Below are 15,389 nucleotides of genomic sequence, written 5' to 3' on the forward strand. Positions count from 1 at the left end.
ATCAAAGTTGCAAAATGCAACGGGACTTGATGCGCAAAGCCAGCTAGGGAGCCGCCATGCCGACTTCAACCCCCGCCGCGCACATATCCATGCCGCGCATGGCCTTTCCAGCGCTGATCCTTGCAAACCTGATCCTGCCGCTGGGTCCGGTGCTGGTGCGCCTGTCGGATGTCGGCCCGGTCGCGGCGGCCTTCTGGCGGCTGGCGATTGCCCTCCCCTTTCTGCTGCTGCTCGCCCGGCCAGGCTTCAGGCGCACCCCGCCGACCGGCCGCGAATGGACCGCGCTGCTCCTGTCGGGCCTGGTCTTCGCCCTGGACTTGGCCGCCTGGCATATCGGCATCCTCTATACCAAGGTCGCCAATGCGACCATCTTCGGCAATCTGAGCGGGCTGTTCCTGCCCGCCTGGGCGTTGCTGGTGCTGCGCCAGCGGCCGACGCGGATGCAGGCCGCCGCCCTGCTGCTGGCGAGCGCCGGGGCCGCGGTGATGATGGGCGGCAGCTATGACCTGTCGATCCGCAACCTTCATGGCGACCTGCTCTGCCTGCTCGCAGGGCTGTTATACACGGCCTATCTGCTGATCGTGCAGGGCGCGCGCGGGCGGCTCGACAGCTGGTCGGTGCTGGCGGGGTCCAGCCTCGCCAGTACACCGGCGCTCCTGCTCTGCGCGCTGTTGCTGGGGGAGCGCGTGATGCCGGGCGACTGGACACCGCTGATCCTGCTCGCTTTGTCGAGCCAGCTGATCGGCCAGGGGCTGCTCACCTATGCGATCGGCTGGTTTTCGCCGCTGGTGCTGGGCCTGAGTCTGTTGCTGCAACCCGCCGTATCGGCCATTTTCGGCTGGTTGCTGTTCGCCGAATGGCTGAGCGCCGCCGACATGCTCGGCACGGCGGCGGTCGCGGCGGCGCTGGTGCTTGTGCGCCTGCCGGGACGGGCCTAGACTGGCAATATGAGCGATACCCAGGATCTCACCCTCGACGAAATCCGCGCGCTGCTGGCGCCTGCTCTTGCGCGTCACGCCGCTTTCGACGGCTGGCGGCCGCAGGCGGTGATGATGGCGGCGCAGGAAAAGCGCGTCGACGCCGATGTCGCGCAGCTTGCCTTCGACGATGGCGCGATCGAGATGATCGACGCCTGGTTCGCCAGCATCGATGCGCGGATGCTCGACGCCGTGCCGGCCGAGCAACTGGCGACGCTGTCGATCCGCAAGAAGATTTTGGCGCTGGTCGAGGCGCGGCTCGCCCTGCTGGCGCCCGACCGGGAAGCGCTGCGCCGAGCGCTCGCCATCCTGGCGCTGCCGACCAATGCGGCCCGCGCGGCGAAACTGGCCTGGCGCGCCGCCGACATCATGTGGCGCGCGGCCGGCGACACGGCCGCCGACTTCAACCATTATACCAAGCGAACGACGCTGACCGCTGTCTATGCCTCCACCCTGCTGGTCTTCGTCGATGACGAAAGCGAAAGCCATGCCGACAGCCGCGCCTTCCTCGCCCGCCGGGTCGAGAATGTGATCCAGTTCGAAAAGGCCAAGGCGAAGTGGAAGGGCGTGGGGGGCGGCGAACGGCTCAGTCTGGCGCGCTTCATCGGCCGGTTGCGCTATCCCGCAATATGATCTGCCGAAACCGATGGCCGATTCACGCTGGCCATTTGGTAAAGGTATTGATAGTCACTCGCAGAAATAGTCTGCGAGTATAGTTCCCTTGCGCTTGACCGACCTGCCGCTGCGGCAACCCGCCTATGTCGACTTGATCGACTGGTCCGCCCTTACCCCGTCCGAAGGCCAGCGGCTGCGCGAATTCGGCCTGTGCGAAGGGGCGAGCGTGGAGGCATTGCACCATGGCGGTTTCCTGGGCAAGGGGCCGATCGCCTGCAAGGTCGGGCGCATGACCATCGCCATGCGCCGCGCACATGCCGCCGCCATCACCGTGCGTACCGGGCCGGAAATGCCGGACATGGAGTCGGCAGCATGAGCGGCCTGCCGCTGGTCGCGCTGGTCGGCAATCCCAATGCCGGCAAGAGCGCTTTGTTCAACGCACTGACCGGCGCCCGGCAGAAGCTGGGCAATTATCCCGGCGTCACGGTGGAGCGCAAGGCGGGCCGGTTGGCTCTGTCCGACGGGCGCCCGGTCGAGCTGGTCGACCTGCCCGGCACCTACAGCCTCGACCCCACCAGCCCCGACGAGCAGGTGACGCGCGATGTCATCCTGGGCAAGCAGGAGGGTGAAAGGCGCCCCGACGCGCTGGTCATCGTGGTCGATGCATCGAACCTCGACAATCATCTGCGCTTCGCGATCGAACTGATCGCGCTGGGCCTGCCCACGATCGTCGCGCTCAACATGGTCGATCTTGCCACCCGCGACGGGCTGGAACTGGACGCCAACATCCTGTCGCGCGAACTGGGCGTACCGGTGGTGTCGACCGTGGCGGTGCGCAAGCGTGGCCTGGACCATCTGCGTCAGGAACTGGACGGTCTGATGAACGGCGCGCCCCGGCCCTATACGGGCGACGCAGCGCATGATTTCGACAAGGTACGCGGCGAAGCGCAACGGATCGCGCGCGCCGCGATCGTGCGCGAGACTCCGTCGCGCCGACTGACGGCGGCGGTGGACCGGGTGCTGCTGCATCCCGTCGCCGGCTTCATCATCCTGCTCGCTTTGCTGTTCGTCATGTTCCAGGCGGTGTTCAGCTGGGCCAGTGCGCCGGCCGACATGCTGGAAGGCTGGGTAACGGCATTGGGCGAGGCGGTGACGAACACGCTGCCGCCGGGCATCGTCCACGATTTCCTGTTGCAGGGCGTGGTCGGCGGCGTGGGCGCGGTGATCGTCTTCCTGCCTCAGATCCTGATCCTCTTCTTCTTCATCCTGATGCTGGAAGCGACCGGCTATATGGCGCGCGCGGCCTTCATCATGGATGCGCTGATGGCTCGGGTCGGCCTGTCGGGCCGGGCCTTCATCCCACTCCTCTCCTCCTTTGCCTGCGCGGTGCCCGGCATCATGGCGACGCGCACCATATCCGATCCCAAGGACCGGCTGACGACGATCCTGATCGCGCCGCTGATGACCTGTTCGGCGCGACTGCCGGTCTATGGCCTCATCATCAGCGCCTTCATCCCCGCCCGGACGGTTGGATGGGGCGTCGGCTTGCAGGGGCTGGTGATGTTCCTGCTCTATGTCTTCGGCATTGTCGGCGCGCTGGTCGCCGCCTGGGCATTGCGGCTGACCGTGACCAAGGGGCAAAGCAGCGGCTTCCTGATGGAAATGCCCAAATATCAGTGGCCCCGACCGCAGGATCTGCTGATCGGCCTGTGGCAGCGCGCGGTGATCTTCCTGAAGCGCGCGGGCACGATCATCCTGTTCACCAATATCGTCCTGTGGGTGCTGATGAGCTTCCCCAAGGCGCCCGATGGCGTGCGGCAGAGCGAATATTCGATCGCCGGCCGGATCGCGGGCGGCATCAATGTGCTGGTCGAGCCGATCGGCTTCAACCGCGACATCAGCCTTGCCCTGCTGCCCTCCATGGCCGCGCGCGAAGTGGCCGTCTCCGCCATCGCCACAGTCTATGCGATCGATGCCGAGGATGATGTCGAGGCGCTGGACAAGGGGCTGGGCGAACGGTTGCAGGGGCGCTGGTCGCTGGCGACGGCGCTGGCCTTCCTCGCCTGGTTCGTGTTCGCGCCGCAATGCATTTCCACCATCGCGGTGACGCGACGCGAAACCGCCGGCTGGAAATGGACGGGCTTCATGGTCGGCTATCTGTTCGTGCTGGCCTATGTCGCGGCCGGGCTGACTTATTGGACCGCGACCGCGCTCGGTCTGGCCTAGCGTTCGTTGGCTCTTTGTTCTTGAAGGGCAAGGCGGGCGCTCTATAACGGCCGCTTTGGCGCTTTCGGAGGAATCATGGCAGGCTCGGTCAACAAGGTCATTCTGGTCGGCAATCTGGGCGCCGACCCGGAGGTCAAGAGCTTCCAGAATGGCGGCAAGGTGTGCAACCTGCGCATCGCCACGTCCGAAAGCTGGAAGGACCGCATGTCCGGGGAGCGCAAGGAGCGCACCGAATGGCACAGCGTGTCGATCTTTTCCGAAGGTCTGGCCGGCGTTGCCGAGCGTTTCCTGCGCAAGGGATCGAAGGTCTATCTGGAAGGCCAGTTGCGCACCCGCAAGTGGCAGGACAATAATGGCAATGACCGCTACACCACCGAAGTGGTGTTGCAGGGTCCGGGCGCGGTGCTGACCATGCTGGATGGCGCGCCGGGCGGCGGCGGCCAGGGTGGCGGCTTCGGCGGTGGCGGCGGTGGTCGCTCGCAGCAGGGCGTGAGCGACTGGAGCGGCGGATCGAGCGGCTTCGGCGGCGGCGACTATGATGATTTCGGTGGTGGTTCGGGCGGCGGCCAGGGTGGCGGCGGCTTCGGCGGCGGTCGCTCCTCGTCGGGCGGCGGCAGCCGCGGCGGCACCGGCGGCCCCAATTTCGACAATGATCTGGACGATGAAGTGCCGTTCTGAGGCTCGCGCATCGACGACATGAAAAAGGGCGGCTCCCCATCGGGAAGCCGCCCTTTTTTCGGTGATCGATCCGGCCGGTCAGTCTGACCGGAAGGATGCGCGGGACTTGATCGGCTCAAAACCTATATTGCAGGGCATGAGCAAGATCGAAAAAGCCATCGCCGTCCCTGTCCGTCAGATCGTCCAACCCGTCGAACTGGCGATCGGCGGCGCCATCGCCCTGTCGGGTCTGGCGCTGCTGATCGTCCGGTTGCCGCCCGCCTTCTGACGGGCAGCAACCGGCGGCTCAGCGGGCCAGTTCTTCCTGCGCAAAGGCGCGGATATGATCCTTCAGATCCTCGCGCTCCAGCGAGAGGGCAAGGTTCGCCTCGATATAGCCGGCCTTGGAACCGCAGTCGAAACGGCGCCCGTCGAAGGTGACGCCATGGAAGGACTGGTTGCCGATCAGCGAGGCCATCGCGTCGGTCAGCTGGATTTCACCGCCCGCGCCCTTTTCCTGCGTTTCCAGGATCTTCATCACCTCCGGCTGGAGGATATAGCGGCCCGGCACGATCAGGTTGGACGGCGCGGTGCCGAGCTTGGGCTTTTCGACCAGCCCCTTCACCTGCGTCAGTGCGCCATCCCGCGCGCCCGGATCGATGACGCCATAGCTGGGCGTGTCTTCCATCGGAATTTCCAGCGCGCAGACCAGATTGCCGCCGACCTTGTGATAGGCGTCCACCATCTGCTTGAGGCAGCCATTGCCGCGGGTGCCCCGCATGAATTCGTCGGGCAGCAGGATGGCGAAGGGCTCATCGCCGACGATGTCGCGCGCGCACCAGATCGCATGGCCCAGACCCAGCGGCTCTTGCTGGCGGATGAAGACGGCGTTGCCGGGCAGCAGGCGGGTGCCGTCCAGTGCGCCGAGATCCTTGCCCCGCTCGCGCTGGGTAGCCTCGGTTTCATAGGCGATGTCGAAATAATCCTCGATCGCGCCCTTCCCGCGGCCGGTGACGAAGATCATCTGCTCGATACCGGCCTCGCGGGCTTCATCGACCGCATATTGGATCAGCGGCCGGTCGACGACCGGCAGCAATTCCTTGGGCACCGCCTTGGTGGCGGGCAGGAACCGGGTGCCAAGGCCGGCGACAGGGAAGATGGCTTTGCGAATAGGCTTATGAGACATGCTGCTCCATTCTCGCTGCAACGCGGAAAATGCGTCTAGAATCGCTTGAAAAGGGTAGAGGTAAGCGGTTGCGTGCGCAACAACGCGTCAGATGGAAAGAAGTCTCTGCGCGACCGTTTCGAGCGAGGAAATTTCCGCGTCAAGCTGATCCAGACTGACGTGGATCTGGTTGTTGCGCGGATCGCGGCACGCGAAACCGCCCGGTTCGGGCTGCTGGAAGCCCTGGATGATGAGCGCGCGGAACCGGTCGATCCGCTGCATGTCGCGCTCGATCGCCGAAATTTCGGTCAGGGCGCTGGCATTGCGCCGGTCGCGCATCGCCACCATCGTGCGCAATTCGGTCATCAGCTTGGTCATGGTCGGCCGGGTGCGCGCGCCCACAGTGCGCACGTCGCCCATGGCGTCGCGCAACATACCGATCTTCGCCTCCAAGCTCTGTTCCAACATGGTCCAGGCACAGACGAGACGGCCGACACCGCACAGCAGCGCCGCATCTTCCGGCGCATAGGCCGATACCGGCTTCACATTCACGTCCATATCCGAAACAAGTTGCACACCCACGCCCGAAAACTCCTTTATAAAGGAAGTCCTGCACAAAAGCGGGGCAAAAAGGCCATAGGCGGCGCCCTGTCTCCTCGCAGCAGCGGCACGGACCAACGGCAGACGTGCCAAATCGGCGGCGAACCGAGCCTAATATTCGGGTCGCTGGCGCCAACCGTCAGAAATCGATCGCGATTCCCTTCCGCTCCCAGTCGCCGTAGCGCACCGGGCTGAGTTCCTCATCATGACGTGAGGGCGCGTCGATCGGATCGCCCTCAGGCACCGGCGGGCTTTTGGAAAGATGGGCGGGCGGCTTCACATGCGCCGGGCGCTTGCCGTTGAAACTTCCCATGGATTGCGGCCTTTCGATTGCGGGCAGTCTGATTGCGAAAGGGGCCGATCCACCCCATATTCACGTCCTGCCCGTATTTTGGGCCGCAAAGGAGACTATTGCAAGTGAGCGGGTGCAAGTGAGCGGGATGAAGACGACCATGTTGCTGGCGGCGCTGACGGCGCTGTTCATGGCGTTGGGCTATACGCTGGGCGGCAGCGGCGGCGCGGTGATCGCGCTGCTGGTGGCGGCGGGCATGAACCTCTTCACCTTCTGGAACGCCGACAAGATAGTCCTGCGCATGCATGATGCGCGGGAAGTCGATGCGCAGAGCGCGCCGGATTTCTACAATCTTGTGCAGCAACTGGCCCAGCGCGCGCAACTGCCGATGCCGCGCGTCTATATTATCGACCAGGACGCGCCCAACGCCTTCGCGACCGGGCGCAACCCCGAAAACGCCGCCGTCGCCGCAACCAGCGGCCTGCTCGCCATGCTGAGCCGGGACGAGGTGGCCGGCGTGATGGCGCATGAGCTGGGTCATGTGAAGAACAGGGACACGCTCATCATGACGATGGTCGCCACGATCGCGGGCGCCATTTCGATGCTGGCTAATTTCGGCCTCTTCTTCCGCAGCGGCGATCGCGAAGGGCATGGCAATATGGTCGCCAGCCTGCTGGCGGTGATCGTCGCGCCCTTCGCCGCGATGATCGTCCAGATGGCGATCAGCCGCACCCGCGAATATGGCGCCGATCGCGCCGGAGCGGAGATCAGCGGCAATCCCCATGCGCTCGCTTCGGCCCTGGCCAAGATTTCGGGCCGGGCGGAGATGATCCCCAACCCGGTGGCCGAGCGCAATCCGGCGGCGGCGCAGCTTTATATCGTGCCGACCCATGTGAGCGAGTTGTTCTCCACCCACCCCGCGACCGAGAAGCGCATCGCCGCCCTGCAGGATATCGCGGCGGAAATGGGCACGTCCGCGATCGGCTCCGCGCCGCGCGCATCGGCCCTTTCCCCCGTGGCCGCGCCACAGCGCCGCCGCAGCGCGCTGGATCCGCACGGGCGCTGATGGTCGACGAGATCGGGGAAGTCGTCGTCGACGTGGCGGGCGTGATGCTGCGCCACGCCGGCGGGCTGGTCGTCGACCTGACCGTCGACCATGTCTTTTCCCGCCACACGGCGCGCTTCTTCCACGGCGTCGGCCGCCGCGTCATCGCGGTCGCCACATTGGGCGGCAAGCGCATCCCCTCCTCGCTCCGCACCGTTCCCAAAGGCGTCCGTGCCAGACCGCGCCGCGCGGACTGGCTGGCGCTCTGGGTCGGCATCCTCTTCTGGATCGCCCTGTTCCTTGCAGTCGGCTTTGGGCACTCGGCTTTGGCGTCTCCCATTTTCTTTGAGGGCGAAAGCGCGTAGGGGCCGCTGATGCCCCGCCGTCCCAATAGTCCCCGCCCCGATGATGTCCCCGGCTTTCCCGCGCGTCGCGCTGCGCTGCGCCTGCTCGATGCCGTGCTGCGCCGGGGCGATCCGCTGGAACTGGCGCTGCATGGCGCCGCGCAGGGTTTGCCGCAGTCCGACCGCGCGCTGGTCCATGCCATCGCCGCCGAAGTGCTGCGCCACCTGCCCGATCTCGACGCGCTGATCGACGGGGCAACCAAGCAGATTCTGCCCGACGATGCCAAGGCGCGCATGGTGCTGCGCATCGCGCTCGTCCAGACGCTCGTGCTGGGCACGCCGGCCCATGCCGCGATCGCCACCGCCCTGCCGCTGGTCGACGGCGGCCCGCGCAAGCTGGTCCATGGCGTGTTCGGCACGGTGACGCGCGGCGAGCCGGTTTTGCCCGATCCTCCAACCCTGCCCGCAGAGGTGGTGGAGCGCTGGACCGGCCAATGGGGCGAGGCGATGCCGCAAGCCGCCGCCATTGCCTATGCCGTCCGCCCGCCGGTCGACGTCACGCTGCGCGACGCGGCCGAGACAGCGAAATGGACAACCGAACTCAATGGCGCATCCTTCGCGCCGGGTCATGTCCGCCTGCCTGCCAACTCGGATCAGGGCGCCATTGCCGACCTGCCGGGCTTTGCCGAGGGCGCATGGTGGGTGCAGGACATCGCCGCCTCCTGCGCGGCGCGGCTGCTGGGCGCGGGCGAAGGACGGACCATACTCGACCTGTGCGCCGCGCCGGGCGGCAAGACGATGCAACTGGCGGCGGCGGGCTGGCATGTCCTGTCGGTGGACCAGTCGAAAAAGCGTCTGGAGCGGCTGAGCGAAAATCTGACCCGCACCACCCTGTCCGCAACGGTGGTGCCGGCCGATCTGCGCCAGTGGCAGCCCGACGCCCCGGTGGACGCAATCCTGCTCGACGCCCCCTGTACGGCGACCGGCATCTACCGCCGCCATCCCGACGTGCTGCACCGCATCGGCCCGCGCCAGATTGCGGAACTCGCGGAATTGCAGGGCGAATTGCTGGCGCGCGCCGCCGGATGGCTGAAGCCGGGCGGGCGGATCGTCTACGCCACCTGCTCGCTCGAACAGGCCGAGGGCGAGGAACAGGTCGAACGCTTCTTGGCCGCGCATCCCGACTTCGCGCTTGTTCCCGCGACTGTGGCCGAACTGCCCGAAGACATGGCCCCCACGTCGCAAGGCTGGCTCCGCTCGCTGCCCGACATGCTCGCCGATCGGGGCGGCGCCGACGGTTTCTTCATCGCCCGTCTTGCCAGACAGGCGAACTAAGCCTTAACCATAAAAGGCGTAGACGGGATCTTCCGTTTCACAAGGTGCGTCGCCCATGCGTCCGACCGAGCCATTGCCGTTGCATCACAGCTGGCCGCTCTACGCGTTGCGCGAGCATCTGTCGCCCGTGCTGCTCGATCCCACCATCGCCCGCAATGATGCGGCGCTGGCCGAGCGGGGGCTTGGCCTGTGGTTCTGCGACCTCAGGGACAATGGCCTGCGCTGGACCGCCGGCGTCTACGACATATTCGGGCTGGAACGCGACAGCGACGTGCCCCGCCCCCTGTCCGTGTCGCTCTATGCGCCGGACTCGCGCGACCCGATGGAACGGCTGCGCGGCTATGCGATCCGCCACAAGCGCGGCTTCACCCTGGACGTGGACATAGACCAGGCCGACGGGTCGGGCCGTTGCGCGATGCGGCTGGTCGCCGCCCCGGTGCTGGACGCGGCGGGAGAGGTGGTGGCGCTGCATGGCGTCAAGCAGATGCTGCCCCATGGCACGCCACCGTCGCGCCGGCTGGACCCGACCATTTTCGTCATGCTTTGAACGCCTTGCGCGGGCGTCCCAAAACAATCGCGACTCGCGGGCAAATGTCCGTTGCCCTTGACCCCGGCGACGACTAAGGCGAACGGTTAATGACCCGTTCCATTCTCATCTCGCCCTCCATCCTCTCCGCCGACTTCGCCCGCCTGGGCGAGGAGGTCCGCGCCATCGACGAAGCGGGCTGCGACTGGGTGCATATCGACGTCATGGACGGGCATTTCGTGCCCAACATCACGATCGGCCCGGCGGTGGTGAAGGCGCTGCGCCCGCACACGAAGAAGGTCTTCGACGTCCATCTGATGATCTCACCGGTGGACCAGTATCTGGATGCGTTCGCGGCCGCTGGTTCCGACATCATCACCGTCCACCCCGAAGCCGGTCCGCACATCCACCGCACCGTCCAGCATATCAAGTCGCTGGGCGTGAAGGCGGGCGTGGTGCTCAATCCCGGCACGCCGGCCAAGATGCTCGACTATCTGATGGACGATGTCGACCTGATCCTGGTGATGAGCGTCAACCCCGGCTTCGGCGGCCAGAGCTTCATCGAAAATCAGCTGCGCAAGATCGAGGCGATCCGCAAGATGATCGACAAGTCGGGCCGCGACATCCGTCTTCAGGTCGATGGCGGCATCGATTTCACCACCGCGCCCAAGGCGATCGAGGCCGGCGCCGACGTGCTGGTCGCGGGCACCGCCACCTTCCGCGGCGGGCCTGACGCCTATGCCGACAATATCCGGAAGCTGCGGGGCGGGTGAGCGAAGCGCGGCGCATGTCCGTCCGCCGAGGCCAGGATGATCCGCCCGAAGCGGATAATGATGGCATCGAACAGGGCAAGCGGCTCATCCGCGTCGCGGATGACAAGGGCCTGTCGCTGGCGCAACGCATCGCCAACCATTTCTACCTGCTGAGCTGGAAGACGCCGATCCACGGCCGCAAGCTCCGGGGCAAATATCCGCTCAAGCTGCTCGCCGTGCCCGATGATGCGGTGCCGGGCGACGGTCGCGCCGGGGCGGCGATCCGCGCCGGCTATTTCCTGTTCCGGGGGCAGAAGCAGCCGATCGGCTCGATCGACTTCGCGAAACTTTCGGTCAGCCCGGCCTTTGCCGATTATCTGCACAGCTTCCGCTGGCTTCGCGACCTTGGCAGCAGCGCCTCGCGCGAGCAGGGCGCGCCGATCGCCGAGGCGGTGATGCGCAAATGGCTGGCGGCCCATGCCGAAACGCCGAGCGAACCGGCCTGGCGCGCCGACAATGCCGGCTGGCGGCTACTGTTCTGGACCGCCCATGCGCCGCTGATCCTCTCGTCCAGCGACCTCGTCTACCGCTCGCTGGTGCTGAACTGCATTGCGCGCACCGCCCGCCATCTGGACCGTATCGCCGACAAGGCGCCGATGGGCCTACCGCGCCTTGTCGCCTGGTGCGGCATATTGGCCGCCGCCCTGCTGATCCCCGGCGGCGACGCGCGCCGCCTGTTCGGCGAGGCGGGCCTCAAGCGTGCGATCGACAGCGGCTTCCACCCCGACGGCGGCATCGTGTCGCGATCGCCGCTGGCCCAGCTGGAAGCGGTGATGCTGCTGTCGATGCTGCGCGCCGTTTATGATGTGCGGCGCGAAAAGCCGCCATTGTGCCTTACCGATGGCCTGTCGCGGGCCGTGCCGGCGCTGCTCGGCCTCACCCATGGCGATGGCGGGCTTGGCAGCTGGCAGGGCGCGGGCGCGATCGATCCGCAGACCGTCGAGGCAGTGGTCAATGCCAGCCGCGTGCGCACCCGGCCGCTGCGTGCAGCGCGCGACTGGGGCTATCAACGGATCAGCGCCGGCAGCACCGTCGTGCAGATCGACGCCGCCCCGCCGCCCGTCGCCCGGCTGGCCGAGGCGGGCTGCGCCTCGACCGGCGCGATCGAGATCAGCGACGGGCCATTGCGCCTGATCGTCAATTGCGGCGGCGCGGGCCTGGAAGGCGCGTGGATACCCCGCGATCTGGCGCAGGGGCTGCGCACCACCGCCGCGCACAGCACTTTGGTGCTGAACGACAGCAACTCCACCGCGCTGCTGCCCGACGGCACGCTGGGCAAGGGCGTGACCGAGGTCGAGCTGAACCGGCAGGAAATGGACAATGGCAGCCGGCTGGACCTCAGCCATGACGGCTATGTCCGACGGCTGGGCTATGTCCATCGCCGCCTGCTGATGGTCAGCGGCGACGGCAAGGAAGTCCGGGGCGAGGATATGCTGACCCCGGCGGAACGGCGGCGCAAACCCGGCAAGCAGCCGGTGCAGCTGCGCTTCCATCTGGCGCCCGGCGTCGAACCGACCCTGACCGCCGACAATCAGGGCGCGGTGCTGCGCATCGACCTGGGTAGTCTCTGGCAGTTCCGCACCGGCGCGGGCGTGCTGAGCGTCGAGGACAGCCTGTGGGTCGATGGCGATGGCCGCCCCCATCCGGGCAAGCAGCTGGTCGTGACGGGCGAAGCGCTGCCCGGCGGCTCCAGCATCGGCTGGCTATTCAAGCGGATGGGCTGACGGCTCGACCGCCCGACCGACATTGGCCATGGCATCCGGCCGGGACAGCAGCTAGCAGTCGCAGGGCGGGGACATCGCCCCGGCCATCGCGAGAAAGCAGCCCATGTCCTTGACCTCCCTCCTCATTCCCACCTACCGGCAAATGCTTCAGTCGCTGTCCGCCTGGCTTGAAAAGGCGCAGGCGCAACTGGCGGGGGATGATGCAGACGCCCTGCTTTCCGCCCGCCTTGCCCCGGACATGTTCCCGCTCGCGACCCAGATCCGCTTCGCCTGCGTGCAGGCATGGGAGGGGGTTCATCGCCTTCAGGACCAGCCCCTGCCGCCTCTGGTCCAGACGCTTATCGACGAAGGGCGGCAGGCGGGGGAGAATCCCGGTTCGATCGCGTCCGCCCGCGCGCGGATCGGCGACACGATCGCGATGCTCGACGGACTGGCGCAGGACGCGCTGGACAGGGAAGCGCAGCAGCCGCTCGCCCATGAATTGCCCAACGGCATGATCTTCGACCTGACGGCGGAAAGCTACGCCCGCGACTGGACGCTGCCGCAATTCTACTTCCATGTGATGACCGCCTATACGATCCTCCGCAAGGAAGGCATTGCGCTCGGCAAGGCCGATTATGTCGCGCACATGCTGCCCCATCTGCGTCCGGGCACCGTGCCCGTAGCATAGCCTTGGTCGGCAGGCGCGTCTGGGGCTGTATTTTTTCGCCGCACGGGACTAAGGGGCTGGCGCAAAGCCGTCTGCCCTTTGCCCAGAGAAAGCCCTGCCCATGACTGACGTCACCATCAAGCGCGCCCTCCTGTCCGTGTCCGACAAGGCCGGCCTCATCGAACTGGGCCAGGCGCTGGGCAAACATGGGGTGGAGCTGGTGTCGACCGGCGGCACCGCCAAGGCGCTGCGCGAAGCGGGCCTTGCCGTGAAGGATATTTCCGACCTCACCGGCTTCCCCGAGATGATGGACGGCCGCGTCAAGACGCTGCACCCCAAGGTGCATGGCGGCCTGCTCGCCGTGCGCAACAATCCGGAACATGTCGCCTCGATGGAGGAGCATGAAATCGGCGCGATCGACCTGGTGGTCGTCAACCTCTATCCCTTCGCCGCCACCGTCGCCAAGGGGGCCGAGCGCGAAGAGATCATCGAGAATATCGATATCGGCGGCCCGTCCATGGTCCGCTCCGCCGCCAAGAATCATGAAAGCGTCGCGATCGTCACCGATCCCGCCGACTATGCCCGCCTGATCGAGGAGATGGCGGAAAAGGGCGGCGCGACCAGCTATGATTTCCGCCGTATGCTCGCCGCGAAGGCTTATGCCGCCACCGCCGCCTATGATTCGATGATCGCCAGCTGGTTCGCCTTCGCCGATCAGGGCGTGATGTTCCCCGAAACGCTGGCGGTGTCGAGCAAGCTCGGCTCGACCCTGCGCTATGGCGAGAACCCGCACCAGTCGGCCGCGCTCTACCTGCCCATCGGCCCTTCTGCGAAGGGCATCGCCCAGGCCGAGCAGATCCAGGGCAAGGAACTCAGCTACAATAATTATAACGACGCCGACGCCGCGCTGGAGCTGGTCAGCGAATTCCGCGACGGCCCGCCGACCGTGGTGATCGTCAAGCACGCCAATCCCTGCGGCGTCGCCACCGGCGAGACGCTGATCGAGGCCTATGAAGCCGCGCTCGCCTGCGACAGCGTGTCGGCCTTCGGCGGCATCATCGCGGTCAACCGCCCGCTCGACGGTCCCACCGCCGAAGCGATCAGCGGCATCTTCACCGAAGTCGTCGCCGCGCCGGGCGCGAATGAGGAAGCGAAGGCGATCTTCGCGAAGAAGAAGAATCTCCGCCTGCTGCTGACCGGCGAACTGCCCGATCCGGCCCGCCCCGGCCTCCAGATCAAGAGCATCGCGGGCGGCCTGCTGGTCCAGAGCCGCGACAATGGCAAGGTCGATCGCGACGCGCTCAAGGTCGTGACGAAGCGCGCGCCGACCGATCAGGAACTCAAGGACTGCCTGTTCGCCTGGACCGTCGCCAAGCATGTGAAGTCCAACGCCATCGTCTATGCCAAGGATGGCAGCACGGCGGGCGTGGGCGCGGGCCAGATGAACCGCCTCGAATCGGCACGCATCGCTGCCTGGAAGGCGAAGGACGCCGCAGAGAAAGCCGGCTGGAGCGAAGCCCGCACCATCGGTTCGGCGGTCGCTTCCGACGCCTTCTTCCCCTTCGCCGACGGCCTGCTGGCGGCGGTGGAAGCGGGCGCCACGGCGGTGATCCAGCCCGGCGGTTCGATCCGCGACGATGAAGTCATCGCGGCGGCCGACGAAGCGGGCCTCGCCATGGTCTTCACCGGCATGCGCCACTTCCGCCACTAAGCATCCGGAAACTCTGACGCGGGTGCGAAACAAAGTATTTCGCACCCGCAAAATCGCGGAAATCAGCCACTTTTTATGAAGTGGCCTCTTTTCAACTTCACCGCGCGCGCCTATTTTGAACAAGACCCTACTTCCACGTCAGACGTGGGGCAGAAAATCAAAAGAACAGTTCGACAGGAGACTATAGGATGACCAGAAAGAGGATGGTGGCACTGGCCGCCACGTTGGCTGTTGCGCTGCCCGGAGTGGCGAGCGCGGGCAATAGCGGAATGGATGTCATCGTCGACGGCAATACAGGCGCTGAAACGCGCTCGATCGCTGTGTCCGTGGCCGATCTCAACCTCGCCAGCACCAATGGCATGCGCCGCGCCGATTCTCGGCTGGTCCGCGCCTCCAAGCAGGTGTGCGGCTTTGTCAACGGATCGGTCATCCCGGTCACTGATGATTATCGCGACTGCTACAGCGCCGCGATCGACGGTGCGCGCAGCGACCTGAGCGCCCTCGCCCAGCGGATGAGCTGATCGGCTGTTTTGAATGCGCCTCGCGGCGCATAGCCGCACCAGCCCTCTCCCCCACCCGGCCACCCATATGATACTGCCGTTGGGTGGCCGGGTGGGGGAGAGGGCTGGTGCGGCATCAAAAATGCGCTCTTCCGCGCATTTTCAAACAAGGGCCGCTCCACCGGTGTGGGGCGGCCCTTTGTCATGCCGG

Annotated in this window: 18 protein-coding genes; 15 read left to right on the top strand and 3 right to left on the bottom strand. The window is 66.2% G+C overall.

Annotated features, from left to right (window positions below):
- The first annotated feature begins 56 nt into the window (after positions 1 to 56).
- The 6 genes from DM806_RS04450 (at position 57) to DM806_RS27150 (ending at position 4,764) form a co-directional block, all read left to right on the top strand.
- Positions 57 to 938 (top strand): DMT family transporter, encoded by an 882-nt coding sequence (locus DM806_RS04450; RefSeq protein WP_179042031.1) that lies wholly within the window; start codon positions 57 to 59, stop codon positions 936 to 938.
- A 9-nt stretch (positions 939 to 947) separates the two neighbouring features.
- Positions 948 to 1,610, top strand: coding sequence for a COQ9 family protein (locus tag DM806_RS04455; protein WP_179042032.1), 663 nt, complete (start codon positions 948 to 950; stop codon positions 1,608 to 1,610).
- Positions 1,611 to 1,698: 88 nt separating this feature from the next.
- The gene (locus tag DM806_RS04460; protein WP_179042033.1) at positions 1,699 to 1,968 is read left to right on the top strand and encodes a FeoA family protein; all 270 of its coding nucleotides are present in this window, start codon (positions 1,699 to 1,701) and stop codon (positions 1,966 to 1,968) included.
- Complete coding sequence (gene feoB / locus DM806_RS04465; protein WP_179042034.1) at positions 1,965 to 3,818, top strand: ferrous iron transporter B; 1,854 nt, start codon at positions 1,965 to 1,967, stop codon at positions 3,816 to 3,818. Before DM806_RS04460 ends, feoB begins: the two co-directional genes overlap by 4 nt.
- Positions 3,819 to 3,893: 75 nt before the next feature.
- Positions 3,894 to 4,496, top strand: a complete 603-nt coding sequence (gene ssb / locus DM806_RS04470; RefSeq protein WP_179042035.1) for a single-stranded DNA-binding protein — start codon at positions 3,894 to 3,896, stop codon at positions 4,494 to 4,496.
- 136 nt (positions 4,497 to 4,632) lie between these two features.
- A complete protein-coding gene (locus tag DM806_RS27150) occupies positions 4,633 to 4,764 on the top strand; it encodes a hypothetical protein (RefSeq protein WP_256869099.1) in 132 nt (43 codons plus the stop codon).
- 18 nt (positions 4,765 to 4,782) lie between these two features.
- Here the strand turns inward: DM806_RS27150 and DM806_RS04480 are convergent, their stop codons facing one another.
- The 3 genes from DM806_RS04480 to DM806_RS04490 form a co-directional block, all read right to left on the bottom strand.
- Positions 4,783 to 5,661, bottom strand: a complete 879-nt coding sequence (locus tag DM806_RS04480; RefSeq protein ID WP_179042036.1) for a UTP--glucose-1-phosphate uridylyltransferase — start codon at positions 5,659 to 5,661, stop codon at positions 4,783 to 4,785.
- Between the two features lie 87 nt (positions 5,662 to 5,748).
- Positions 5,749 to 6,198 carry a hypothetical protein gene (locus DM806_RS04485; protein WP_179042120.1) on the bottom strand — a complete coding sequence of 150 codons (450 nt, stop codon included), beginning with the start codon at positions 6,196 to 6,198 and terminating at the stop codon, positions 5,749 to 5,751.
- Between the two features lie 181 nt (positions 6,199 to 6,379).
- Complete coding sequence (locus DM806_RS04490) at positions 6,380 to 6,553, bottom strand: DUF1674 domain-containing protein (RefSeq protein ID WP_179042037.1); 174 nt, start codon at positions 6,551 to 6,553, stop codon at positions 6,380 to 6,382.
- Positions 6,554 to 6,671: 118 nt separating this feature from the next.
- On the opposite strand from DM806_RS04490, the gene htpX reads away from it, so the two are divergent.
- The 9 genes from htpX to DM806_RS04535 all read left to right on the top strand — a co-directional run bounded on the left by htpX (position 6,672) and on the right by DM806_RS04535 (position 15,199).
- Complete coding sequence (gene htpX, locus DM806_RS04495) at positions 6,672 to 7,598, top strand: zinc metalloprotease HtpX (protein ID WP_372859256.1); 927 nt, start codon at positions 6,672 to 6,674, stop codon at positions 7,596 to 7,598.
- Positions 7,598 to 7,942 (top strand): hypothetical protein, encoded by a 345-nt coding sequence (locus tag DM806_RS04500; RefSeq protein ID WP_179042038.1) that lies wholly within the window; start codon positions 7,598 to 7,600, stop codon positions 7,940 to 7,942. Before htpX ends, DM806_RS04500 begins: the two co-directional genes overlap by 1 nt.
- 9 nt (positions 7,943 to 7,951) lie before the next feature.
- Positions 7,952 to 9,256 carry an RsmB/NOP family class I SAM-dependent RNA methyltransferase gene (locus tag DM806_RS04505; protein WP_179042039.1) on the top strand — a complete coding sequence of 435 codons (1,305 nt, stop codon included), beginning with the start codon at positions 7,952 to 7,954 and terminating at the stop codon, positions 9,254 to 9,256.
- A gap of 55 nt (positions 9,257 to 9,311) precedes the next feature.
- Entirely contained in the window at positions 9,312 to 9,803 is a 492-nt protein-coding gene (locus DM806_RS04510; protein ID WP_179042040.1) for a diguanylate cyclase, read from the top strand.
- An 89-nt stretch (positions 9,804 to 9,892) separates the two neighbouring features.
- Positions 9,893 to 10,555 (top strand): ribulose-phosphate 3-epimerase, encoded by a 663-nt coding sequence (gene rpe / locus DM806_RS04515; RefSeq protein WP_179042041.1) that lies wholly within the window; start codon positions 9,893 to 9,895, stop codon positions 10,553 to 10,555.
- 14 nt (positions 10,556 to 10,569) lie between these two features.
- Positions 10,570 to 12,318, top strand: a complete 1,749-nt coding sequence (locus DM806_RS04520; protein ID WP_179042042.1) for a heparinase II/III family protein — start codon at positions 10,570 to 10,572, stop codon at positions 12,316 to 12,318.
- 103 nt (positions 12,319 to 12,421) lie between these two features.
- Entirely contained in the window at positions 12,422 to 12,988 is a 567-nt protein-coding gene (locus DM806_RS04525; RefSeq protein WP_179042043.1) for a DUF1993 domain-containing protein, read from the top strand.
- A gap of 100 nt (positions 12,989 to 13,088) precedes the next feature.
- On the top strand, positions 13,089 to 14,678 hold the full coding sequence (gene purH, locus DM806_RS04530; RefSeq protein ID WP_179042044.1) for a bifunctional phosphoribosylaminoimidazolecarboxamide formyltransferase/IMP cyclohydrolase: 1,590 nt from the start codon (positions 13,089 to 13,091) through the stop codon (positions 14,676 to 14,678).
- A 188-nt stretch (positions 14,679 to 14,866) separates the two neighbouring features.
- A complete protein-coding gene (locus DM806_RS04535; protein WP_179042045.1) occupies positions 14,867 to 15,199 on the top strand; it encodes a UrcA family protein in 333 nt (110 codons plus the stop codon).
- The last annotated feature ends 190 nt before the right edge of the window (positions 15,200 to 15,389 follow it).

The sequence above is a fragment of the Sphingobium lactosutens genome, from assembly GCF_013393185.1.
GTDB lineage: Bacteria > Pseudomonadota > Alphaproteobacteria > Sphingomonadales > Sphingomonadaceae > Sphingobium > Sphingobium lactosutens_A.